Source organism: Acinetobacter colistiniresistens (genome assembly GCF_024582815.1).
Taxonomy (GTDB): domain Bacteria; phylum Pseudomonadota; class Gammaproteobacteria; order Pseudomonadales; family Moraxellaceae; genus Acinetobacter.
Genome location: NZ_CP102099.1, coordinates 679,325 through 702,665, shown reverse-complemented (window position 1 = coordinate 702,665; position 23,341 = coordinate 679,325). Strand labels below are relative to the sequence as shown.

The 23,341-nt window shown below is 42.3% G+C and carries 16 protein-coding genes, 2 tRNA genes, 3 rRNA genes and 1 pseudogene; 14 read left to right on the top strand and 8 right to left on the bottom strand.

The annotated features are described in order from the left end of the window. The first annotated feature begins 96 nt into the window (after positions 1-96). The gene (locus NQU59_RS03340; protein ID WP_171057874.1) at positions 97-459 is read left to right on the top strand and encodes a DMT family protein; all 363 of its coding nucleotides are present in this window, start codon (positions 97-99) and stop codon (positions 457-459) included. A 47-nt stretch (positions 460-506) separates the two neighbouring features. Here the strand turns inward: NQU59_RS03340 and NQU59_RS03335 are convergent, their stop codons facing one another. Next, positions 507-965, bottom strand: a complete 459-nt coding sequence (locus tag NQU59_RS03335; RefSeq protein ID WP_005244763.1) for a hypothetical protein — start codon at positions 963-965, stop codon at positions 507-509. A 229-nt stretch (positions 966-1,194) separates the two neighbouring features. On the opposite strand from NQU59_RS03335, the gene purE reads away from it, so the two are divergent. From purE to NQU59_RS03320, 3 genes are all read left to right on the top strand, one after another. Next, complete coding sequence (purE, locus tag NQU59_RS03330) at positions 1,195-1,710, top strand: 5-(carboxyamino)imidazole ribonucleotide mutase (protein WP_005277700.1); 516 nt, start codon at positions 1,195-1,197, stop codon at positions 1,708-1,710. A gap of 68 nt (positions 1,711-1,778) precedes the next feature. Then, positions 1,779-2,900 (top strand): 5-(carboxyamino)imidazole ribonucleotide synthase, encoded by a 1,122-nt coding sequence (locus NQU59_RS03325; protein WP_005244761.1) that lies wholly within the window; start codon positions 1,779-1,781, stop codon positions 2,898-2,900. Between the two features lie 587 nt (positions 2,901-3,487). Further along, positions 3,488-4,783 carry a lytic murein transglycosylase gene (locus tag NQU59_RS03320; protein ID WP_257065016.1) on the top strand — a complete coding sequence of 432 codons (1,296 nt, stop codon included), beginning with the start codon at positions 3,488-3,490 and terminating at the stop codon, positions 4,781-4,783. 62 nt (positions 4,784-4,845) lie between these two features. Here the strand turns inward: NQU59_RS03320 and NQU59_RS03315 are convergent, their stop codons facing one another. The 4 genes from NQU59_RS03315 to NQU59_RS03300 all read right to left on the bottom strand — a co-directional run bounded on the left by NQU59_RS03315 (position 4,846) and on the right by NQU59_RS03300 (position 8,841). Continuing rightward, positions 4,846-5,229: a hypothetical protein gene (locus NQU59_RS03315; protein WP_162616955.1), complete on the bottom strand. Its 384-nt coding sequence runs from the start codon at positions 5,227-5,229 to the stop codon at positions 4,846-4,848. A 118-nt stretch (positions 5,230-5,347) separates the two neighbouring features. Further along, the gene (locus NQU59_RS03310) at positions 5,348-6,256 is read right to left on the bottom strand and encodes a M10 family metallopeptidase domain-containing protein (protein WP_257065014.1); all 909 of its coding nucleotides are present in this window, start codon (positions 6,254-6,256) and stop codon (positions 5,348-5,350) included. Positions 6,257-6,638: 382 nt separating this feature from the next. Continuing rightward, on the bottom strand, positions 6,639-7,550 hold the full coding sequence (locus NQU59_RS03305) for a matrixin family metalloprotease (RefSeq protein WP_257065013.1): 912 nt from the start codon (positions 7,548-7,550) through the stop codon (positions 6,639-6,641). Between the two features lie 379 nt (positions 7,551-7,929). Then, positions 7,930-8,841: a matrixin family metalloprotease gene (locus NQU59_RS03300; RefSeq protein ID WP_032865391.1), complete on the bottom strand. Its 912-nt coding sequence runs from the start codon at positions 8,839-8,841 to the stop codon at positions 7,930-7,932. Between the two features lie 176 nt (positions 8,842-9,017). Between NQU59_RS03300 and NQU59_RS03295 the strand changes: the two genes are divergently transcribed. Beyond that, positions 9,018-9,893 (top strand): MBL fold metallo-hydrolase, encoded by an 876-nt coding sequence (locus tag NQU59_RS03295; RefSeq protein WP_257065012.1) that lies wholly within the window; start codon positions 9,018-9,020, stop codon positions 9,891-9,893. A gap of 56 nt (positions 9,894-9,949) precedes the next feature. Here NQU59_RS03295 and dnaK read toward each other — a convergent pair whose 3' ends face one another. The 3 genes and pseudogenes from dnaK to NQU59_RS03280 all read right to left on the bottom strand — a co-directional run bounded on the left by dnaK (position 9,950) and on the right by NQU59_RS03280 (position 13,642). Then, positions 9,950-11,893 (bottom strand): molecular chaperone DnaK, encoded by a 1,944-nt coding sequence (gene dnaK, locus NQU59_RS03290; protein ID WP_005244748.1) that lies wholly within the window; start codon positions 11,891-11,893, stop codon positions 9,950-9,952. 150 nt (positions 11,894-12,043) lie between these two features. Then, complete coding sequence (gene grpE, locus NQU59_RS03285; protein WP_257065010.1) at positions 12,044-12,589, bottom strand: nucleotide exchange factor GrpE; 546 nt, start codon at positions 12,587-12,589, stop codon at positions 12,044-12,046. Between the two features lie 145 nt (positions 12,590-12,734). Further along, positions 12,735-13,642, bottom strand: a pseudogene (locus tag NQU59_RS03280) (LysR family transcriptional regulator). Between the two features lie 107 nt (positions 13,643-13,749). Between NQU59_RS03280 and NQU59_RS03275 the strand changes: the two are divergent. From NQU59_RS03275 to rrf, 9 genes are all read left to right on the top strand, one after another. Then, complete coding sequence (locus tag NQU59_RS03275) at positions 13,750-14,604, top strand: MBL fold metallo-hydrolase (protein ID WP_005244743.1); 855 nt, start codon at positions 13,750-13,752, stop codon at positions 14,602-14,604. A 380-nt stretch (positions 14,605-14,984) separates the two neighbouring features. Next, positions 14,985-15,224: a hypothetical protein gene (locus tag NQU59_RS03270; protein ID WP_005244740.1), complete on the top strand. Its 240-nt coding sequence runs from the start codon at positions 14,985-14,987 to the stop codon at positions 15,222-15,224. Positions 15,225-15,583: 359 nt separating this feature from the next. Beyond that, entirely contained in the window at positions 15,584-16,654 is a 1,071-nt protein-coding gene (locus tag NQU59_RS03265; RefSeq protein WP_257065007.1) for an alpha/beta hydrolase, read from the top strand. 146 nt (positions 16,655-16,800) lie between these two features. Next, a complete protein-coding gene (locus NQU59_RS03260; RefSeq protein WP_144583616.1) occupies positions 16,801-17,358 on the top strand; it encodes a peptidylprolyl isomerase in 558 nt (185 codons plus the stop codon). Positions 17,359-17,779: 421 nt separating this feature from the next. Further along, positions 17,780-19,317 (top strand): 16S ribosomal RNA (locus tag NQU59_RS03255). Positions 19,318-19,376: 59 nt separating this feature from the next. After that, positions 19,377-19,453: transfer RNA gene (locus tag NQU59_RS03250), tRNA-Ile, on the top strand. Positions 19,454-19,508: 55 nt separating this feature from the next. Next, a tRNA-Ala gene (locus tag NQU59_RS03245) sits at positions 19,509-19,584 on the top strand. A 408-nt stretch (positions 19,585-19,992) separates the two neighbouring features. Further along, positions 19,993-22,883: ribosomal RNA gene (locus tag NQU59_RS03240) — 23S ribosomal RNA — on the top strand. Positions 22,884-23,058: 175 nt separating this feature from the next. After that, a 5S ribosomal RNA gene (rrf, locus tag NQU59_RS03235) occupies positions 23,059-23,173 on the top strand. Together the 16S, 23S and 5S rRNA genes with 2 tRNA genes alongside form the textbook arrangement of a ribosomal RNA operon. Positions 23,174-23,341: the final 168 nt, after the last annotated feature.

The following is a 23,341-nucleotide window of genomic DNA, read 5'->3' as shown; positions in this document are numbered from 1 at the left end:
ATTCGTTGTTGTTGTTTACTTATAATGATGCGGATAGATGCTAATATTTTAATGTTTTGAACTCCACCAACTCCCTCTTGTACTGCTCAGATTTGGATAAAAAGAACGATGTTAAGCCCTACCCTTTTAGCGTTATGTTTGTTGATCATTTCCAACTGTTTTATGACCTTGGCATGGTATGGACATCTGAAAATTCTGCACGATGCTCCAATTTGGCAAGCGATCTTGTTTAGCTGGTGTATTGCCTTGCTGGAATACAGTTTTATGATCCCTGCTACCAAACTGCTTAACCAGCATGGCTGGAGTTTGGGAGAAATGAAAATCACCCAGGAGGTGGTCACTTTATTGGTGTTTGTCCCTTTTATGATTTTTGTGTTTAAACAGCCATTTAAGCTAGATTACATCTGGGCGATGCTGTGTTTGATGGGCTGTGTCTATTTCGTATTTAGACATCAATAAATTACAATGGTTCTGGCCTTCCAGCATTATAAGATACGCATTCAGCTCTATTTGGCTGGGTGCTTGCAGGCATTTTTTAAAATTTTGCTAAACTTTTGGTCTCTTGCCGAAGGATTTTCATATTCAAAACCATAGTCACTGTCCACTGTTGTTGTGGATAATGCACCGTTGGGCTTAAATTTAGACAAGGCATAACTATAAGTTTCATCATCGCAGTACACACGATATTGGGTAATTGAATAAAGTGTACCGACCTCAGTCGGGTTGATATAATAGCCTGTCATCAATACAGCTTCTCTTTCATCGGTATGGGATGAACCTGTGACAATGAATTTCTCATAAGCTTTACCCGTGAGCACTTCACTGTTAATTTCGCCATTATAGCCCTGTGCTTTATTTAATGACTGAAAGGTTTTTTGAAACTCATCAAGATTTAAATTCACTAAAGCGGCATGGCTGTGCGCCGTGAAAAGTGCCATAACCATCAGGCTCAGCAGTTTTTTCATTATTAATGCTCTTGTTGATTTTTAAGCTCCCCTATTATTATTGAAATATAAGGCTATGTCATTGTTAGCCCACTTTATTTTATTTTTTCCTAAAAAATATGGTTGCAGTCGTTCAGTTAAATTTTCGTGAGATGAAAAATCAGTCTATAATAATGGCGTTCTGAATCCTCTAAAGCTTGGCTCTCGTCGAGATTTATCTTCTTTAATTTTTGTCTCTGGAACATTAGCAATGAATGCGGCCGCAGCACAAGACGCTCAACCACTTGTTGGAATTATCATGGGTTCTCAATCAGATTGGGCAACTCTCGAACATACTGCCAATATGCTTAAACAGCTTGGTGTCCCATTTGAAGCGGAAGTTGTTTCTGCACACCGTACCCCAGACCGTTTATTTGAATATGCTGAAACTGCACGTGATCGTGGTCTTCAAGTGATTATTGCAGGTGCTGGGGGCGCAGCACATTTACCAGGAATGTGTGCAGCGAAAACTGATTTACCTGTGCTTGGTGTACCAGTGAAATCTTCAATTTTAAATGGTGTTGATTCATTGCTTTCAATTGTACAAATGCCCGCAGGTATTGCGGTGGGTACATTGGCGATTGGTCAGGCAGGTGCAACCAATGCGGCGATTATGGCGGCGCAAATCCTTGGCTTAACCCGTGCAGACATTGCAAAAAATGTAGCGGACTTCCGTACCGCACAGACCGAAAAAGTGTCGAATAATAATATCCCTGGTCATGAATGAGGATAAGCAAAGCAACGCTTTGCCCGAATGTAAGGCGAAGACTTTGTCTGAGCAAAAGAGTTATAGATATGAATAAAACCATCGGTATTTTTGGTGGCGGACAGCTAGGCCGTATGATGGCGCAAGCGGCTTTGCCACTAAATATTCAATGCACCTTCTTTGAAGCTGAAGCGGATTGCCCTGCTGCGATTCTAGGTCCAGTATTTTCCAGCCAGAAACCGCAAGGCTTGCAAGATTTTATTGCCAGTGCGGATGTATTTAGCCTTGAATTTGAAAATACGCCTGTCGCAGATGTGGATGTTTTGACGCAAAGTAAAAGCTTGTACCCGCCTCGTCTTGCTTTGGCGACCGCACAAAATCGTTTGGCAGAAAAAAGTTTGTTTGATGAACTCGGTATCCCAGTTGCGCCGTATCGTGCTGTGGATAGCTTGGACAGCTTAAAACAAGCGGTGACGGAATTAGGCTTACCCATCGTCTTGAAAACCGTAACAGGTGGTTATGATGGTAAAGGTCAATTCGTATTACGCACAGAAGATCAAATCGAAACGGCTTGGGCTGAACTCGGTCCTGCGAAAAGCTTGATCGCGGAAAGTTTTGTCAAATTCAGCCGTGAAGTCTCGATCATTGCGGTGCGTGGTCAAAATGGTGATGTGAAAACTTGGGCATTGGCCGAAAATCACCACCATAACGGTATTCTATCGCATTCGATTGTACCTGCACCGAATAGTGTCGATTTGCAGCCTGTGGCACAGGACTATATAACCCGTTTGTTAAACCACTTAAATTATGTGGGTGTGCTGACGCTTGAATTGTTTGTCACTGAACAAGGTTTATATGCCAATGAAATGGCATGTCGTGTACATAACTCGGGTCATTGGTCGATTGAAGGCGCGATTTGTTCGCAGTTTGAAAACCATATCCGTGCAGTTGCAGGCTTGCCATTGGGTTCTACGGAAGTCATTCGTCCTACAGTGATGATCAATATTATTGGTCAACATCCAAAATCTGAACAGGTTTTGGCACTGAATGGTGCACATTTACACCTTTATAATAAGTCTGAGCGTACAGGTCGTAAGTTGGGTCATATTACCTTGATGCCGAATAATGCAGATGATTTAACTGGATTATGCCGTCAATTGGCGAAAATTCTACCAGTTCCATTGGCATTAACCGCAGATATGATGCTCTAAACTTATCCACAACAGCTAAAAAGCGGTCTTTGGGCCGCTTTTTATTACCAACGCATTTTGAATTTAAACTTTTAAATTTAAAAAATGGGATTGTACTATTGTGGATAACTCTAGTGATAGTGTTTGAATTTAAAAAGCAGGATTGAGTTTAAATTTAAATGATGTGGCGCTGGTTTTGTTTTAAATTTAAAAATAATCGCATGGTTTAAATTTAAAATTGTGCATGTTTTTGCCGTTTTAAATTTAAATATACAGCCTGTGGGGATCTATTTTTTTGTTTAACTACTTAGAAATTGTATGATTAGTCGGTATTTTTGATGTTGGCTCTGGTTTTCTTTAGTTTTAAATTTAAAAGTGGATAACTTTTTGAATTTAAAATTGGGGTTGAAAGGTGTTGGTGGTTTTGAATTTAAATTGCACCTGTTGATAACTTTTAAATTTAAAATGCGCTGCAATTATGAATTTAAAAACTGTGTTTTAAATTTAAAACCATAAAATGAATTCAAAGTTACGTTTCCAAACTATACATCTTTATATAGCGTGTTAAGGTGAAGAGGAAATTTAAATTCAAAAGTTTTGGTTCAGTCATGAAACGTCATTTTTCTTTTTTTCTAGGCACTGCCTTATTTACTTTTTTCAATCAGGCGCATGCCGAGTTGGTGATTAATGGTGCAGCAGTTTCAGCACCAACCACAACAGCACCTGTAAGCAGTAATTATACGCCAAATAGCAACTTTCAAGGCTGTATTGCAAATTTACGCTCTCAAGCGATTGCATCAGGGGTGTCTGGTGCTAGTTATGATCGTTATACCCAAAATTTAACCCCAGATTATTCGGTGATTGATAAATTAAATTATCAGCCTGAATTTTCGACACCAATCTGGGATTATTTGTCTGGCCTTGTGGATAACGAACGCGTACAGGCAGGGCAGCAAAAACTGACTCAACATCGTGCGGTATTGAACCGGGTCGAACAGGCCTATGGTGTCCCTGCGGAAACAGTGGTGGCAGTATGGGGTGTGGAAAGTAATTATGGTGATATTTCAGGTAAATATCCTTTATTACAGGCACTCGGTACCTTAAGTTGTGAAGGTCGTCGTCAAAGTTATTTTCGTGGAGAGTTCTTTGCCACGATGCGTATTTTACAACGTGGCGATTTAACCCAATATCAACTTTATGGATCATGGGCAGGCGCTTTTGGTCATACTCAATTTATGCCATCGACTTATGAGCGTCTGGCGGTTGATTTTGATGGTGATGGCCGCCGTGATCTGGTCTCAAGTACGACAGATGCACTGGCTTCGACAGCTAATTTCTTGAAACGTGCTGGTTGGCAAACAGGTATGCCATGGGGCTTTGAGGTGAAAATTCCACAAGGCATGTCCATCTCGGGTGAAAGTCGCCGTAATAAAAAGCCACTGAATAGCTGGGTTGCGCAAGGCGTAACCCGTGCGGACGGAACGGCTTTGATTCAGGGGAATTTATCAGGCAGTACTCCAGCGGGATTGATTTCGCCAGCAGGTGCCAATGGCCCACTATTCTTGGTGTTTAAAAACTTTGATGCAATTTATAGTTATAACGCCGCTGAAAGTTATGGTTTAGCGATTGCCCATTTATCTGACCGCTTACGTGGCGGCACACCATTTTTAACGGCTTGGCCAACCGATGACCCTGGTACATCACGTGCTGAACGTCGTGAAATTCAACAGTTTTTAGTCAAGCGTGGTTATGATATTGGTGCTGTAGATGGGTTGATCGGTGATAAGAGTCGTCAAGCCATTCGTCAGGAACAAAGCCGACTCGGTTTAAATCAGACAGGACGGGCAGGGCAGCAGATTCTACGTGCATTCCGTCAGGAACAGGCAAAACAAATGATGCAGTAATGCGTTTTAATCCATATAAAATAAAAAGGTCTGCTCAAGGCAGACCTTTTTATCGCTCTGTTTTATGGTGCAGCGTCTAATTTAACCGCTTCTAAAATATCAAAAATTACTGCAGTTACATCTTGGCTCAAATCTCGATCATTAAAGATTTCATATGCCGTGATAGTGACATCGGTATCACTTGGAAGCTGCTTTTGTTCTTCTTCAATCAAGTGTTCAATCGGTAATAAGGTCTGTTTCACTGCCAAGTGCAGAATCTCGTCATACGCCACGTTTTCATCTTCAAGTTCAACTTCTTGCTCATTGAAATAGGGAATTAAAATAGAGTGCAGATATGGGCTAATATCTTGAATATCTAAGAGTTCGATATCACGAGTCTGCTCAATCGTACTGATGTGGTCGTTCACTTCAATTAAGATATGATAATAACTCATGCTGATCTCCATTAAGGCTAAGATGATGTTTTAACATCACAATAACATGAATAAATCAAAACAATCGACCCATTCTTGTTATTGCTTGGCACATCATCTTAACGCAACCTATTATGGCGATTGATCTGTTCTAGTTGGCTAAGCCAAGTAGCTTTAGATCGGTATCCGTCAGCTGAAAATCTTTGGCATCCTGATCTTTAATACGTGGATACATTAAAGACTTCGGGTCGCGGGTATGTTTGAGACCCAAGGCATGGCCAAACTCATGCGCTAAAGTTAAACGCAGGTCGTCGATTGAAGAAAACTCATAAATAAAAATCTGTTTTCCATCAAATTGACCCTTATGCAGGACCTCAGGCTTGAAGGTTTCATTAAACTCAGCAACAGAGGCAGCCAACTCTTGATAGACCTGTTGAGATTTTTCTGCTTTCAACTGATTTTGCTGAACTTTATGGTTGTATTCTGCAATCTTGGCTTGCAGTTTTAGCGCTTGTTGTTGCAAATCACGTTGCTGTTTTTGCAGACTTGCAAATAAGGTTTTATTTGAATTGTCTGCTTTATATTGTGTTAAACCCAATTGATATTGCTGCACCTGATTTTCATAAGCTTGCTTTTGCTGCTCTAATTGGACACTGCTTTCTGCCAAATCAGCATTCACTTTCTGTAATTTCTCATTTCGATTGAGCCAGTTTTGCTGTTCCTGTTCGAGTTGACCAAGGCTTTCAGCACGTTTCATGCTGCGAAGCTGGCGTTGGTCAAACACCAGATGAATTACAAACTCGGCTTCAGGATCATAAACAAAATATTTTTGACCTGTATTTTTTTCCCAAATCGCTGCTGCTTGTTTGCTCAGTTCGACCATTTGTGGTTGATCGATGTTTAAGCGTGGGTCAAGCTCGGCAATTCGATAACGCAGTGGTTGTTCAGTGCTGTAGCGAACCTGAGACGACGTTGAAGCCGACGAAGGAATTTTAGCCAAAGCCGAGACTGGGGCCAATACAGTAAAGCATGTGGCCAAAAGGAGAGATAAAAGACGCATAATAGGAGATAAAACTTGAAATAGGTCACATTTTAGCCAAAAAAAATCAGTAGTCAAATTGATGAATGAAGATGCAATATATGAGTTTTAACGATATTTCTAGAAAATGAATAAAAATACATTTGTAGACATATAACTCAAAAATCATGATAAAAAACGATATTTGTTTATTAAATGATCAAAAATAATGTGAGAACAACTGTTTATTTTTTATTTTTAAAGGAACTAGATCTTTAAAATTTTACTGGGCTGGATAAAAAGTATTTTTTTATAACGTAGAAATACATTCTATTTCACATAATTTATTTATTCGTTTGTACAAAAACTATACTTAAAGTCTAGTTGCTGTTAATTCTTGTAAAGAGTTTCTGTCCAACTGCTGTTAATAAATGGCTTTTACGAGGTCTTTATCCGAATCTGTCAGTGCAAATTGTTGAAGATTTTGTTTTTGGATCACTGGGTACATCAGTGAGGTTGGGTCGTTGGTATGTTCCAGTCCGAGTGCATGACCAAATTCATGGGCGAGGGTAAAACGCAGATCATTGATAGAAGAAAACTCATAAATGAAGATTTGCTTGCCGTTAAAGTGGCCTTTATGAAACAGATGAGGTTGGAAAACTTGGTTAAACTGGTTTGCTGATGCGACCAGTTGTTGATTGTTTTGATTGAGACTTTGAATACGTTGATTTAGCTCTTGAGCGCGTTGGTTCTGTTCCTGAACTTCATGTTGTAGTGCTAAAGATTGTTGTTGTAAGGCTTGTTGTCTTTGTGAAAATTGTTGTGCCAAATCTTTTGAACTTGAACGACTTTGATTAAAACGTTGCACTTCTGCATTATATTGCTGGAATTGGGCTGCGAGTTGTGCCTGTTTACTGGCAATTAAAGCAGTACTTTTTTGAATTTCATCTTTTGCCTGTTTTAATTGCTGATTCTGGGTTTCCCATTGTTGCTGTTGTTGTTTGAGTTGATCGAGGCCCTGTAAGCGGTCAGTACTGCGCTGTTGACGTTCATCAAAGACCAGGTTGATGCTGAACTCGGCTTGCGGATCGTAAATAAAATTTTGTTGTCCTGTTTCTTGTTCCCAGAGTCTGGCGGCCTGCTGGGTTAAGTCGAGGACTTGCTGCTGGCTTAAATTAAAGCGTGGGTCGATAGCTGCGATGCGATAACGCACGACTTTTTTGAGAGCTTGGTGTTGGTGGACATCAATCGAATTGCGATTCGCCTGTGCATTACTCAGTTGAGGTGTGATCATGCTGATACAAGCAATGAAAAATGCGAGATAATGAGCCTGCATTGTGAAATCCCCAAAATAAAAACTTATTTTTGATCATTATTTTGTGGTCGTCAAAATGCTATCTGCTTAATAAATAGAACGAAAAGTGTGATTTTTTCTAAGAAATAAAAAAATAACTGGAATAATTTACACAATAAAAAAACAGTCAATTTGCTTGTTTTTTCACCACAATTCAAAAAATATCAATGGCCTAAATCAATGAGAGTCAGAATTTTCTCAAAAAGCAGTAAGAAAACCTTCTATTGTTAACTTTTGTAAGTTTTTTCTAAAACAGTCACGTTTTTAAACTTTAAGTGCAAAATTGCTGCTTTGTGACATTTATTGTCGAGCAAATTTTGAGTCACTTTTTAGAGCTCTTCGATTCTGGCATGTGCGAAAACTATCTATTCAGCAATAGCGCACGATCGGCCTGAGTCAGGCGAAAGTGAGTGGCATTTTGTTCTTTCATAACGGGATACATCAGTGCTTGTGGATCATCAGTGTGCTGTAGTCCCAAGGCATGGCCGAATTCATGTGCGAGGGTAAGGCGTAAATCATCTTCAGATTCGAATTCATAAATCAAGATCTGTTTACCGTTAAATAAGCCTTTATGAAATAAATGGGGTTTAAAGCGTTGTTTAAATTGGCTGACAGAGTTGGTTAACTGCTGGTCCAAAGCATTCAATTCATCTACTTGCTGATTAAGTTGAGCGATTCTTTGATTATATTGGTCAATTTCTTGCTGTAGTAACTTCACATTTTGTTCTAAATCCCGCTGCCGTTGTTGAAAATAGTCAGGATTGGCATAAGAGGCAGGATGTTGCCGTGCATTGTGTTGCTCTTGATTATAGTGTTGAATTTGTTGATTCAGCTGTTGTTGCTTTAAATCTAAAAGTTGTTTGCTACTCAGAATCTCCTTCTCAATCAGATCCAATTGCTGTTTTTTATCTTGCCAATGCTGTTGATTGGACTGTAGTTGGCTGAGATGTTCTCGACGTTGTTCACTTTCGATTTGACGTTCATCATAAATCAGGTGGATGGCGAGTTGGGCATTGGGATCATAGACAAAATAATCTTGTTGCGTACCATCTTTCCAGATTTGTGTCGCTTGTTGGCTGATGCTTTTGACTTGCTCAATGCTGAGTTTAAAACGTGGGTCAACTTCGGCAATCCGATAGCGTAGACGAGTATCTAAGGGCCTGCTGATACGATCTGCCAAAGAGTTAAATTTAAGTTGTGGATGTTGCTGAGTTTGATAGCCAGACCAAAGTAGGAACACAATTAATCCTGCAAAAATAAGCAAACGAATCATTTTATTTTCTTCTAGAAAAGCTGAATTAATGAATGGGAGATTCGGCCATAAACCCTTTAAATTGATCAGACTATAGCAAGAATAGGGAATTACGGGAAAAGATATCATCGTATAGCGCATTCTGTTTTAATAAATGTTGTGAATAGATCAATAAAAAGAAAGCTGAAGGAATATGCATGCTGAAATATCTACTTAAAGCAACTGAGGTTACATGGACTGCTGTTTCACCTGCACCTGCAAAGGTAGAAAATCTAAAAATCAAATATTTGGGTACAGCAGGTTTTATCTTGTCGGATGCCAATCGAACCTTAGTGCTTGATCCATTTGTGAGCCGTCCCAGTCTTTGGCAGACCTTTACTCAACCTTTATGGAGCGATCCAGCACTGGTCAAGCATTATATCCCTGAGGCTGATGATGTGCTGATAGGTCATGCACACTATGACCATATTCTGGATGCACCAGAGCTCTGCAAACAAACAGGCGCTCGCCTGATTGGTTCACACGCCAGTATGATGTATGCGCGTTCTGTAGGCTTGCCTGAGCAACAAATGCAGGTGACACAGGGTAGGGAAGTGATTGAGTGTGGGAAATGGCAAATCATTGGCTTGCCTTCAATCCATGGCAAAGCCTTGTTTGGTCGTGTTCCATTGCCGGGAGATATGATCGAGCCACCCCCGTATCCACCGAAATTTCATCAGTTACGGCATGGTTTGGTCTTAAACTGGTGGATTGATACAGGACAATTGCGTGTTGTTCACATCGATTCGGCCGATTTTATTGAACAGGAATTGCAGGGTAAACAGGCTGATATCGTGTGCCTGTGTGCGATTGGACGTAAATATCGCCCGAATTATGTCAAAGATGTGGTGCGGCTACTGAAGCCGAAATATATTATTCCATGTCATTGGGACAGCATGGTGACGCCAATTGATGCACCACCGCAGTTATTACCTGGGGTGAATATTGCTGAGTTTCTGGATGAAATTAAAGCGTGTGGCGTGATACCTTTATTTATGCCAATTTTGGGCGAACTTTATTTTGAACAAAAATGATTCATCTTAAAATATAAAAAAACCGCGCTTTCGCGCGGTCTTTTTAAAGAGACAAATTATTTTTTGTCATCTTTTACTTCTGTGAACTCAGCATCTACAACGCCATCATCCGCTTTCTGTTGTTGACCTGCATCGCCACCTTGGAATGCATTTGGATCAAAACCTTCTGCGCCGCCAGCACCTTGTGCTTGTTCATAAGCACGTTGTGTAATTGGCATCAAGATGTTTTGTAAAGCTTCAGTTTTTGCTTTGATGTCTTCAACATCATTTTCTTTAGTTGCTGCTTCAAGCTCAGCAACCGCAGTTGTGATCGCAGTTTTTTCATCTTCAGTGACTTTATCACCCAGATCTTTGACTGCTTTTGTTGAGCTAGAAACAAGCGCATCTGCTTCGTTACGCGCTTTCGCCAACTCTTCAAACTTACGGTCTTCTTCAGCATTTGCTTCAGCATCTTTGATCATCGCTTCAATTTCAGCATCAGACAAACCTGAGTTTGCTTTAATCTGGATTGATTGCTCTTTACCCGTGCTCTTATCTTTCGCCGATACTTTCAAGATACCGTCAGCATTGATGTCAAATGATACTTCAATTTGCGGTACACCACGTGGAGCAGGTGGGATATCGCCTAACTGGAAGTTACCCAACAATTTGTTTTGCTGAGCCATTTTACGTTCACCTTGGTAAACTGAAATATCTACTGCAGGCTGGTTATCAGCAGCGGTAGAGAACACTTGTGATTTCTTCGCAGGAATCGTGGTGTTTTTCTCAATGATCGGAGTCAATACGCCGCCCATTGTTTCAATACCTAAAGTTAACGGTGTTACGTCTAATAAAAGTACGTCAGTTTTGTCACCAGACAATACTGCACCTTGAATCGCAGCACCAATCGCAACTGCTTCGTCAGGGTTTACGTCTTTACGTGGCTCTTTACCGAAGAACTCTTGTACTTTTTGTTGTACAAGTGGCATACGAGATTGACCACCAACCAAAATTACGTCAGAGATGTCAGAAGTCGAAAGACCCGCATCTTTAAGCGCAATACGGCAAGGCTCAATGGTACGAGCAACTAAGTCAGCAACCAAACCTTCAAGTTTTGCACGTGTTACGTTGATCACTAGGTGTTTAGGACCAGTCGCATCTGCCGTGATGTATGGAAGGTTGATTTCAGTCGCGTTTGATGAAGAAAGCTCGATTTTTGCTTTTTCAGCAGCTTCTTTCAAACGTTGTAACGCAAGTGGATCATTTTTTAAGTTTACACTTTGCTCTTTCTTGAATTCTTCAACCAAGAATTCAATTAATGCGTTATCAAAGTCTTCACCACCAAGGAAAGTATCACCATTGGTTGATAACACTTCGATTTGCTGGTCGCCATCAAGGTCTGCGATTTCAATGATTGATACGTCAAAAGTACCACCACCTAAGTCGTAAACTGCAACTTTACGGTCACCTTCTTTTTTGTCCATACCGAACGCAAGTGCCGCAGCAGTTGGTTCGTTAATGATACGTTTAACATCTAAGCCTGCAATTTTACCTGCATCTTTAGTCGCCTGACGTTGCGCATCGTTAAAGTAAGCAGGAACAGTAATCACTGCTTCAGTTACTGTCTCACCCAAGTAGTCTTCTGCAGTTTTCTTCATCTTTTTCAAGATTTCAGCAGAGATTTGTTGTGGTGCTAATTTCTTATCGTTTACTTCAACCCAAGCATCGCCATTGTCTGCTTTGATGATTTTGTAAGGGACAAGACCGATATCTTTTTGTACTGCTTGATCTTCATAACGACGACCGATTAAACGCTTGATGGCGAATAATGTGTTTTTCGGATTTGTTACCGCTTGACGTTTTGCGCTTTGACCAACAAGGATCTCGCCATCTTTATATGCAATGATCGATGGAGTTGTACGTGCGCCTTCAGCGTTTTCAATTACTTTTACTTTATCGCCTTCAAGTACAGCAACACATGAGTTGGTAGTACCTAAGTCAATACCAATAATTTTTGCCATTGATTGTGTTCCTCTAAAATTTTGTTGCAATGTTTTGCTTGTTATTCGATATGAGAGTTAATCGGTATTTTTCAAGCATTTTTATGAAAAAAAATCAAAAAACTCTCATTTTTTTGCATTTTGAGCAGATAAGTACTCTGCTCGTACGGATTATTGACCCACCATTACCATTGCTGGGCGAAGTAGGCGACCGTTTAAGGTATAACCCTTCTGTAAAACAGTCCCGATTTCATTGGCTTTGGCATTTGGATCGATACCAACCGCTTGGTGTAAGTCCGCATTGAAGCCATTTTGAGTATCTGCTTCCACCACGCCAAATTTTTCCAGTGTGCTAAGAAGTGATTTCAAAGTCAGCTTAACACCCTCAAGCACAGGGCTTTGTTCTTCACCCGCAGCTTGAATCGCACGTTCAAGGTTGTCGACCGAATCCAGTAATTCTTTGGCGAATTTTTCCAGCACGGTGTCTTTGTGCTTTTCAGATTCACGTTGGATACGCTCAACACTTTTCTGCGCTTCATAAACAGCATTGGCAGTGCGTGCTTTTTCTAGTTTCAAGCTTTCTTCAAGTTTGGTGATTTGCGCTTGTAAATCTTCAACGCTAAGCTCGTTTGCTTGCTCTACACCTTCAGCTTGAGTTTGTTCAGTCTGTTGCTCATTTTGAATGTCTTGAGCTTGCTCATTGTGCTCATTAGCCATTGATGATCTCCGTTGAAAAAGGTTCTTAAACATGTACAGTCCTTTTGGCGTGAATGCTCATAGGGTTAAACCCGAACTGCCACATCTTGGTCATTCATAGATAGGGATGAAGTATGGGCAAGGCGACAAAATTCAAGCGTTCAGGTCAATTTAAATCTTTTAATTTTGCTGATTTAAGTAAAAATTTAAGTTTTCGATGACAAAAGCAATAAATTCTTGGGTAATTTTCGGTAAGTGTTGCCTAGAAGCATAGACTAAGGACAAAGTCAGGTCGGGTGCAGAAAAATCTGTAAACACCTGTTGCAAATGCTGCTGCGCAATGTCCTTGCGCACCAGTAAAGTGGGCAACATGGCTATCCCTTGCGCCTTGAGGCACATTTGATAAAGCGCAATCACATCATTGCTTTTAAACGTAACATTTAATGGATAGTTTTGCGGTTGCTGATCTGTATCAAACAAGGTCCAATATTGATTATGGGTATGATGTGCAATGCATTCATGTTGAATCAGTTGACTGGGATGTAACAGGGGGGTGTGGTCTTGTAAGTAATGGGGATGTGCACAAAAGATAGATTCAATTTGACAGACCGGCCGTGCAATCAGACCGTCTGCAACTTTTTGGGTAATGCGTAGCGCCAGATCAACATGGGCATCCATCAGGTCGACGGTATTTTCAGTGAGATAGACATCAAATTGAATATGGGGATAACGTTTTTTAAACTGTTTAATACATTCATTCACGCCGAGCTGAAACAGAAACAGGCCACAGGTAAAACGAATCGTGCCACTGTGCTGTTCAGGCGCGGCTAAGCCTTCAAGCAACTGTTGCTGCTGTAAAATATTCTCACAATAGACCAAGGCTTTTTCACCCGCAGGGGTGAGTGAAACTTTTCGGGTATTGCGTTGAAACAGTCGGGTAGAGAAGGTTTGCTCCAGATGCTCTAAATAACGTGACACCATGGCTTTAGAATAGTCCAGATGTTCGGCCGCTTTGCTGAGATTGCCTTGCTGCGCGATACAGACAAAGACTTGGATGGCTTTTAAGGTATCCATGTTTATTATCATTGTTGCAAGATATGCAATATTTTATCTTAATTTAGGGTGTTTATTCAGCAAGAATTGCAATTTAAAGTGTTGCTTATCAGATTGGAGACGATAAGATGAATACCAAACCTTATATCATTGCTTTATCTACTTTAGCGGCAACATCAACTGCTTTTGCACAAGACTTAAAAATCCAGAATTTTCTGGCTCAACCTGAGCACTTCGGTGTGACTTCGACCCTAATTGAAGGCGATAAAGAAGTATTATTGGTGAATGCCCAATTTTCTAAATCAGAAGCATTACGTATTGCAGCAGATATCTTAGATAGCGGTAAAACCTTAAACACCATTTTTGTCAGCTATGGTGATCCAGATTTCTATTTCGGTTTAGATGTGTTTAAACAGTACTTCCCAAATGTGAAAATTATTGCGACGCCTGAAACGGTTAAACATATTCAAGATACGCAAGCGCTGAAAGTTGCCTATTGGGGACCGAAAATGGGCGCCAATGCACCGAGCAAAATTATTGTTCCGCAAGCCTATACGGCTAAAACCTTAAAATTAGAAAATGAAAATATCGAAATTAAAGGTAAAAAAGAACTCACTTATCTATGGATTCCAAGTGCTAAAGCGGTAGTCGGTGGAATTCCGGTATCCTCAGGGATTCATCTTTGGACTGCGGATACTCCGACAGCTAAAGATCGTGCAGAAGTGGTACAGGCTTTAGAAAGTATTAAGGCCCTAAATCCGCAAGTGGTGGTGCCGGCACATATGAAGGCTGGTGCCGCGGAAGGTCTGGATGCGGTGAACTTCTCGATTGACTATTTAAAGCAATATGAGAAAGCCGTTAAGCTCACCAAAAACTCAGCTGAACTGAGCCAAATGATGCGAAAACAATATCCTGCATTGGGTGAGTCGGGTAGTTTGGACCTAGGTGCCAAAGTGGTGAAAGGCGAGATGAAATGGCCTTAAAACCGAATGTTTAGCTCAAACAACCGTGATGAAAAGTCACGGTTTTTTTATGCTTGCTACATTTATTTTTAACCAAAATTACGCAATTGTAATCTTTTAAGCGGCTTATGCAGTATTTCTATGAATTATAAAAAAATAAGATAAGTGCTATTTAACAGATCAAATAAAGCTGAAATCACTTCGATCATAAGACCTTAGCGATTGTTCATGTCTTTAAAATTATGTGAAAGCTAAGAATTGTTGGTTTAAGAAAAATTGCAAAACAATGCGGCTTACATAACAAACTGCAACTAATCCGCATCACGTCCAAGAAAAAAATTGTGAATCATAGGCAACGCAAAGATAACTTTGCTTTTCGTCATAATGAAAGGAAATACACAATGAAAAAGTTAGCATTGATCTCTATGGTGATCACTGGTGTTGCATTGACTGCTGTTGGTTGTTCAACTCAGGGTGGTTTAGACGCCTCTGGCTCAGCTCAAACTACAAGTGCAAGCCCAACGGGTGTACAAGGTGGGGTTGGTGTCCATGGTGGATCATCCGTTGATGTTCAACCTGGCGGTGCTTCTGCTGATGTATCGGGCTCTGTCTCTGGTTCAGCGGGTACGACTGCACAATAATTTTTGAGGGTGAAGTTGGCTTCGCATAAGATTGAACACACGATGCCACATGCAATCTTACTGATGTACTGCTATACATTGTGCGAAGTTGACTTGATTCATAAAAATGACACTTTTGAAATGCTATAAAACTAGGGTGAATTGGTTGACTCTAGTTTTATGGTTTAACAACAAGTGTTAAAACATTATTTAACTGGCATAAAAAGTAGGTATAAATAAGCACTATGGTTAATGACTTTTTGATAATAGCCCTTTAGCGTACGACATATTTTTCAAATCTTGAACTTGATCTAAGACTTTAGAAAAGCATATAGTCGAAGACAACAAGAATTATGGACAGAGCGAACAAGGGGACAGAAGTGACAGCATTACCTCAAAAAATTCAAACAATTTTAGACAAAGGGCAAGGCCCTGCTGCACGAGCGCTTGATAAGCTCCCTAAAATCATACAAGAGTCTCTGGCCAAGCTTCTCGCTTATCCACATCAATACCCAGATTTAGATTCTTTTACTAAATGTTTGATGGCCGTCCAAATTAAACAGGGCCAGAGAGGCTTTATTGGTGATGATCCCATTGAATCTCGCCGTCAGTTTGATACGCAGATGTTGGCGATTATCAATAAGCCGACTTCAGTTGAATCGGTTGAAGATATCCGCCTTCCACTGCAAAGTGGGACCGTCTTTGCCAGACATTATCATCCTGCACCCAACAAAAAGTTACCGATGATTGTATTCTATCATGGTGGTGGTTTTGTCGTAGGCGGTCTGGATACCCATGATGAAGCCTGTCGCCTGATTGCCAAGTATGCAAAAGTACAGGTGCTCAGTATTGATTATCCACTCGCACCAGAAGCATCACCACAGTTATTGATTAAATCCTGTGAAGATGCATTGGCGTGGGTATATCAAAACCGCCGTCAGCTCAAAATTTATAAGAACCGTATTGCTGTTGCAGGGGATAGTGCAGGGGGTAATATCAGCACCGTGGTTGCGCAACACTCCGTGGGTAAAGCCTATGCACCACAAGCACAGCTATTGATTTATCCAGCAGTTGATTTCAAAAGCCGCCATCCTTCGTTTTATGCCTATGGAGAGGGCTTGGTGCTGACCAGTAAAGATGTGGATTATGTGACGGACTATTATGCAACACAGCACGATGTTGCACTCGATGATCCATTGATCTCACCGACTTATGGCAGCCTTAAAAAACTGGCACCTGCTTATGTCATTACTGCGGGGCATGACTTGCTGCATGATGAAGGTGCAATCTATAGTCATAAACTCAGACAAAATGGCGTTAAAGTGCAATATGTCGATTATCCCGATCAAACCCATGGCTTTATTAATCTGACACCAATCTCAAGTAAGGCAAAACGCAATACCATTGAAGTAGCGAAAAACTTTAGAAAGTTCTGGGATAAACATAGTTAATTATCTACAGGCCAAATCCTCAAACCGATGTTTCACGTGAAACATCGGTTTTCTTTATGAAAGATAACAAATAGAAATAGCAAAATTGAATTTGCAAAACTAAGATGAGCATTCACAACAAATCTATGTTCAAGCCGAGAAAAGCAATGATGAAAAAGTTGTTCATGACAACAGGTTTAATTTTGGCAAGCAGCCATTTATTTGCAAATACTATGGTTGATATGAAAACCAGTATGGGCAACATCGAAATCGAACTTTTTGATGATAAAGCACCTGTGTCGGCAAAAAACTTTGAAAGCTATGTAAAAAGCAACTTCTATACAGGCACGATCTTCCATCGTGTGATTCCTGGCTTTATGGTGCAGGGTGGTGGTTTAGATGCCAATATGATTGAGAAGGCAACCAAAGCACCAATCGTGAATGAGTCGGGCAATGGCTTGAAGAACACACGCGGTACTTTAGCAATGGCACGTACCAGTAACCCGAACTCAGCAAGCAGCCAGTTCTTTATTAATGTGGCGGACAATAGCTTTTTAAATAAATCAGCAATGGATGCGGGTTATGCTGTATTTGGTAAAGTGACCAAAGGGATGGATATTGTCGATAAGATTGTCAATGTACCCACAGGTAACTATGGAATGCATCAAAATGTACCAAAACAACCGATTAAAATTATTAGTGTTCAGATAAAGAGCAACAAGTAAAAACAAAGCAGAAATATTTAAAATATATTTCTGCTTTAATTTTATATGCTTACAAGAATTATGCTGCTTTGTTGAACATATTGGTGTGTAAAAAAAGAACACTCGATAAAACAAGGGTTTAAAAAAGCTTGCACCCTAAAAAAAATCTCCTATAATGCACTCATCCCGACGCGATGAAGCAAAAATAACTTAGCTTTACTGGTTAAGTTGTTAAATATTTATTGCGTTGATTTGCCGCTGACGAGGTGGTGAAAAGATCATTAAGAGAATAGAAGAACAACTTGTGTGGATTTTTACTAGTTGATCAATCGAAAATATTTCATTGATTGAAGAGTAGAAATTTCTCGAAGTTTATTTGAGCGAATTTTTAGTCAGAAAATTGATGAGCCAAGATTTGTAGCCATAAGCTACTAATGATTTTAAACTGAAGAGTTTGATCATGGCTCAGATTGAACGCTGGCGGCAGGCTTAACACATGCAAGTCGAGCGGGGAAGGGTAGCTTGCTACCTAACCTAGCGGCGGACGGGTGAGTAATGCTTAGGAATCTGCCATTTAGTGGGGGACAACATTCCGAAAGGAATGCTAATACCGCATACGTCCTACGGGAGAAAGCAGGGGATCTTCGGACCTTGCGCTAAATGATGAGCCTAAGTCGGATTAGCTAGTTGGTGGGGTAAAGGCCTACCAAGGCGACGATCTGTAGCGGGTCTGAGAGGATGATCCGCCACACTGGGACTGAGACACGGCCCAGACTCCTACGGGAGGCAGCAGTGGGGAATATTGGACAATGGGCGGAAGCCTGATCCAGCCATGCCGCGTGTGTGAAGAAGGCCTTATGGTTGTAAAGCACTTTAAGCGAGGAGGAGGCTACTTAGATTAATACTCTAGGATAGTGGACGTTACTCGCAGAATAAGCACCGGCTAACTCTGTGCCAGCAGCCGCGGTAATACAGAGGGTGCGAGCGTTAATCGGATTTACTGGGCGTAAAGCGTGCGTAGGCGGCTTTTTAAGTCGGATGTGAAATCCCCGAGCTTAACTTGGGAATTGCATTCGATACTGGGAAGCTAGAGTATGGGAGAGGATGGTAGAATTCCAGGTGTAGCGGTGAAATGCGTAGAGATCTGGAGGAATACCGATGGCGAAGGCAGCCATCTGGCCTAATACTGACGCTGAGGTACGAAAGCATGGGGAGCAAACAGGATTAGATACCCTGGTAGTCCATGCCGTAAACGATGTCTACTAGCCGTTGGGGCCTTTGAGGCTTTAGTGGCGCAGCTAACGCGATAAGTAGACCGCCTGGGGAGTACGGTCGCAAGACTAAAACTCAAATGAATTGACGGGGGCCCGCACAAGCGGTGGAGCATGTGGTTTAATTCGATGCAACGCGAAGAACCTTACCTGGCCTTGACATACTAGAAACTTTCCAGAGATGGATTGGTGCCTTCGGGAATCTAGATACAGGTGCTGCATGGCTGTCGTCAGCTCGTGTCGTGAGATGTTGGGTTAAGTCCCGCAACGAGCGCAACCCTTTTCCTTATTTGCCAGCGAGTAATGTCGGGAACTTTAAGGATACTGCCAGTGACAAACTGGAGGAAGGCGGGGACGACGTCAAGTCATCATGGCCCTTACGGCCAGGGCTACACACGTGCTACAATGGTCGGTACAAAGGGTTGCTACCTAGCGATAGGATGCTAATCTCAAAAAGCCGATCGTAGTCCGGATTGGAGTCTGCAACTCGACTCCATGAAGTCGGAATCGCTAGTAATCGCGGATCAGAATGCCGCGGTGAATACGTTCCCGGGCCTTGTACACACCGCCCGTCACACCATGGGAGTTTGTTGCACCAGAAGTAGGTAGTCTAACCGCAAGGAGGACGCTTACCACGGTGTGGCCGATGACTGGGGTGAAGTCGTAACAAGGTAGCCGTAGGGGAACCTGCGGCTGGATCACCTCCTTAACGAAAGATTGGTGACTGGTAAGAATCCACAACAAGTTGTTCTTCGAAGATGTATCTGAGGGTCTGTAGCTCAGTTGGTTAGAGCACACGCTTGATAAGCGTGGGGTCACAAGTTCAAGTCTTGTCAGACCCACCAAATCTGATTGCTGAAGCTTAGATTAAAAGATATGTCGTTCATTAAGTGATAAGCTGGGGACTTAGCTTAGTTGGTAGAGCGCCTGCTTTGCACGCAGGAGGTCAGGAGTTCGACTCTCCTAGTCTCCACCATGAATTAAAAGAGTTTGTAAGAACGAAATTAATTCAAAGCTAAGAAGATTATAGAGTTTAGTGAATACAGTCCAAGTTGACTGGTTTATTAATCTCTGTGATTTATCACAGTTTACTACGCACCGACGAGGTGGTAGTTAATCATTAACAGATTAGTAGAATTGAGTCTGAAATAAATTGTTCAAACTCGATTAATTTGACACTAACGGTAATACGTAAGTATTTCAGTTAGATGAAGAGTTAATCTGAGAACTAGCAAAAACACTGAATCAAGCGTTTTGGTATATGAATTTAGATTGAAGCTGTACGGTGATTAAGTTCACGAAACAACAAGCTGTATGAATTAATGTTTACATTGATTCTGTTGCTACACCCACTTGTAGGTGTAACGACTGTTTGGGGTTGTATAGTCAAGTAATTAAGTGCATGTGGTGGATGCCTTGGCAGTCAGAGGCGATGAAAGACGTGATAGCCTGCGAAAAGCTCCGGGGAGGCGGCAAATATCCTTTGATCCGGAGATTTCTGAATGGGGGAACCCACCCGCTACAAGGCGGGTATCATAAGCTGAATACATAGGCTTATGAAGCGAACGAGGGGAAGTGAAACATCTCAGTACCCTTAGGAAAAGAAATCAATTGAGATTCCCTTAGTAGCGGCGAGCGAACGGGGAGCAGCCCATTAAGTTGTGTGTGTTCTAGTGGAACGCTCTGGGAAGTGCGAACGTAGAGGGTGATATTCCCGTACACGAAAGGGCACACACAATGATGACGAGTAGGGCGAGGCACGTGAAACCTTGTCTGAATATGGGGGGACCATCCTCCAAGGCTAAATACTCCTGACTGACCGATAGTGAACCAGTACCGTGAGGGAAAGGCGAAAAGAACCCCTGTGAGGGGAGTGAAATAGATCCTGAAACCGCATGCATACAAGCAGTGGGAGCCGACTAGTTCGGTGACTGCGTACCTTTTGTATAATGGGTCAGCGACTTATATTCAGTAGCAAGGTTAACCGCATAGGGAGCCGTAGAGAAATCGAGTCTTAATAGGGCGTTTAGTTGCTGGGTATAGACCCGAAACCAGGCGATCTATCCATGAGCAGGTTGAAGGTTGGGTAACACTAACTGGAGGACCGAACCCACTGTCGTTGAAAAGCCAGGGGATGACTTGTGGATAGGGGTGAAAGGCTAATCAAGCCTGGTGATAGCTGGTTCTCCCCGAAAGCTATTTAGGTAGCGCCTCGGACGAATACCATTGGGGGTAGAGCACTGTTTCGGCTAGGGGGTCATCCCGACTTACCAAACCGATGCAAACTCCGAATACCAATGAGTACTATCCGGGAGACAGACTGCGGGTGCTAACGTCCGTAGTCAAGAGGAAAACAATCCAGACCGCCAGCTAAGGCCCCAAAATCATAGTTAAGTGGGAAACGATGTGGGAAGGCATAGACAGCTAGGAGGTTGGCTTAGAAGCAGCCACCCTTTAAAGAAAGCGTAATAGCTCACTAGTCGAGTCGGCCTGCGCGGAAGATGTAACGGGGCTAAAACTATGTGCCGAAGCTGCGGATTTGACTTTAAGTCAAGTGGTAGGGGAGCGTTCTGTAAGCCGATGAAGGTGTATTGAGAAGTATGCTGGAGGTATCAGAAGTGCGAATGCTGACGTGAGTAACGACAAAACGGGTGAAAAACCCGTTCGCTGAAAGACCAAGGGTTCCAGTCCAACGTTAATCGGGGCTGGGTGAGTCGACCCCTAAGGCGAGGCCGAGAGGCGTAGTCAATGGGAAATTGGTTAATATTCCAATACTTCTGTGTAATGCGATGAGAGGACGGAGAAGGTTAAGTCAGCCTGGCGTTGGTTGTCCAGGTGGAAGGCAGTAGGCATGCATCTTAGGCAAATCCGGGGTGCTCTATGCTGAGAGCTGATAGCAAGCTGTACTTGTACAGTGAAGTGGCTGATACCATGCTTCCAGGAAAAGTCTCTAAGCTTCAGTTACACAGGAATCGTACCCGAAACCGACACAGGTGGTCAGGTCGAGTAGACCAAAGCGCTTGAGAGAACTCTGCTGAAGGAACTAGGCAAAATGGTACCGTAACTTCGGGAGAAGGTACGCTGCTGACGGTGATGGGACTTGCTCCCTGAGCTATTGGCAGCCACAGAAACCAGGCCGCTGCAACTGTTTATTAAAAACATAGCACTCTGCAAACACGAAAGTGGACGTATAGGGTGTGATGCCTGCCCGGTGCTGGAAGGTTAATTGATGGGGTTAGCGTAAGCGAAGCTCTTGATCGAAGCCCCAGTAAACGGCGGCCGTAACTATAACGGTCCTAAGGTAGCGAAATTCCTTGTCGGGTAAGTTCCGACCTGCACGAATGGCATAATGATGGCGGCGCTGTCTCCAGCAGAGGCTCAGTGAAATCGAAATCGCTGTGAAGATGCAGTGTACCCGCGGCTAGACGGAAAGACCCCGTGAACCTTTACTGCAGCTTGACATTGAACTTTGACCTTACTTGTGTAGGATAGGTGGGAGGCTTTGAAGTTAGAACGCTAGTTCTAATGGAGCCGTCCTTGAAATACCACCCTGGTAATGTTGAGGTTCTAACTCTGCCCCGTAATCCGGGGCGAGGACCATGTCTGGTGGGTAGTTTGACTGGGGCGGTCTCCTCCTAAAGAGTAACGGAGGAGTACGAAGGTGCGCTCAGCGTGGTCGGAAATCACGCGTAGAGTATAAAGGCAAAAGCGCGCTTAACTGCGAGACCCACAAGTCGAGCAGGTACGAAAGTAGGTCTTAGTGATCCGGTGGTTCTGTATGGAAGGGCCATCGCTCAACGGATAAAAGGTACTCTGGGGATAACAGGCTGATACCGCCCAAGAGTTCATATCGACGGCGGTGTTTGGCACCTCGATGTCGGCTCATCTCATCCTGGGGCTGAAGCAGGTCCCAAGGGTATGGCTGTTCGCCATTTAAAGAGGTACGCGAGCTGGGTTTAGAACGTCGTGAGACAGTTCGGTCCCTATCTACCGTGGGCGCTGGAAATTTGAGAGGATCTGCTCCTAGTACGAGAGGACCAGAGTGGACGAACCTCTGGTGTACCGGTTGTGACGCCAGTCGCATCGCCGGGTAGCTATGTTCGGAAGGGATAACCGCTGAAAGCATCTAAGCGGGAAGCCTACCTCAAGATAAGATTTCCCTAGGAATTTATTCCTCTAAAGAGCCGTTCGAGACTAGGACGTTGATAGGTTGGGTGTGGAAGCACGGTGACGTGTGAAGCTGACCAATACTAATTGCTCGTGAGGCTTGACTATACAACACCCAAACAGTTGTTGTATTCAAGGTAAATTCAATACATAACTTGATTTAGTGTGAAAACTAGTTACAATACCGACTCGATTAAACTAATCCGTTAATAACTCTTTGGACCGTAAGTAAGGCATACGATGAATACATCGTGATTAAGACCCGAAAGCACCACAACAGTTTGCTGGCGACAATAGCAAGAGTGAACCACCTGATCCCTTCCCGAACTCAGAAGTGAAACCTCTTAGCGCTGATGGTAGTGTGGCACTTGCCATGTGAGAGTAAGTCATCGCCAGCTTTTAAATAATAAACACCCCCAACATAACAGTTGGGGGTGTTTTTTTATGCGCGGAGGAAAAGGAATAAGAAGAAAAAGCATGAAATGTTAGAAATATTGACCTGATTGGTTAACTTTTATGAGTGGGAAGAGATTATTCTATTTATAACTAAAAGCATAAAGATAATT

Bases quoted from the DNA above. Each gene is read 5' to 3' on its own strand.
- NQU59_RS03335 (WP_005244763.1), bottom strand. From the start codon at position 965: ATGAAAAAACTGCTGAGCCTGATGGTTATGGCACTTTTCACGGCGCAC.
- purE (WP_005277700.1), top strand. From the start codon at position 1,195: ATGAATGCGGCCGCAGCACAAGACGCTCAACCACTTGTTGGAATTATC.
- NQU59_RS03325 (WP_005244761.1), top strand. From the start codon at position 1,779: ATGAATAAAACCATCGGTATTTTTGGTGGCGGACAGCTAGGCCGTATG.
- NQU59_RS03320 (WP_257065016.1), top strand. From the start codon at position 3,488: ATGAAACGTCATTTTTCTTTTTTTCTAGGCACTGCCTTATTTACTTTT.
- NQU59_RS03315 (WP_162616955.1), bottom strand. From the start codon at position 5,229: ATGGAGATCAGCATGAGTTATTATCATATCTTAATTGAAGTGAACGAC.
- NQU59_RS03310 (WP_257065014.1), bottom strand. From the start codon at position 6,256: ATGCGTCTTTTATCTCTCCTTTTGGCCACATGCTTTACTGTATTGGCC.
- NQU59_RS03305 (WP_257065013.1), bottom strand. From the start codon at position 7,550: ATGCAGGCTCATTATCTCGCATTTTTCATTGCTTGTATCAGCATGATC.
- NQU59_RS03300 (WP_032865391.1), bottom strand. From the start codon at position 8,841: ATGATTCGTTTGCTTATTTTTGCAGGATTAATTGTGTTCCTACTTTGG.
- NQU59_RS03295 (WP_257065012.1), top strand. From the start codon at position 9,018: ATGCTGAAATATCTACTTAAAGCAACTGAGGTTACATGGACTGCTGTT.
- dnaK (WP_005244748.1), bottom strand. From the start codon at position 11,893: ATGGCAAAAATTATTGGTATTGACTTAGGTACTACCAACTCATGTGTT.
- grpE (WP_257065010.1), bottom strand. From the start codon at position 12,589: ATGGCTAATGAGCACAATGAGCAAGCTCAAGACATTCAAAATGAGCAA.
- NQU59_RS03275 (WP_005244743.1), top strand. From the start codon at position 13,750: ATGAATACCAAACCTTATATCATTGCTTTATCTACTTTAGCGGCAACA.
- NQU59_RS03270 (WP_005244740.1), top strand. From the start codon at position 14,985: ATGAAAAAGTTAGCATTGATCTCTATGGTGATCACTGGTGTTGCATTG.
- NQU59_RS03260 (WP_144583616.1), top strand. From the start codon at position 16,801: ATGATGAAAAAGTTGTTCATGACAACAGGTTTAATTTTGGCAAGCAGC.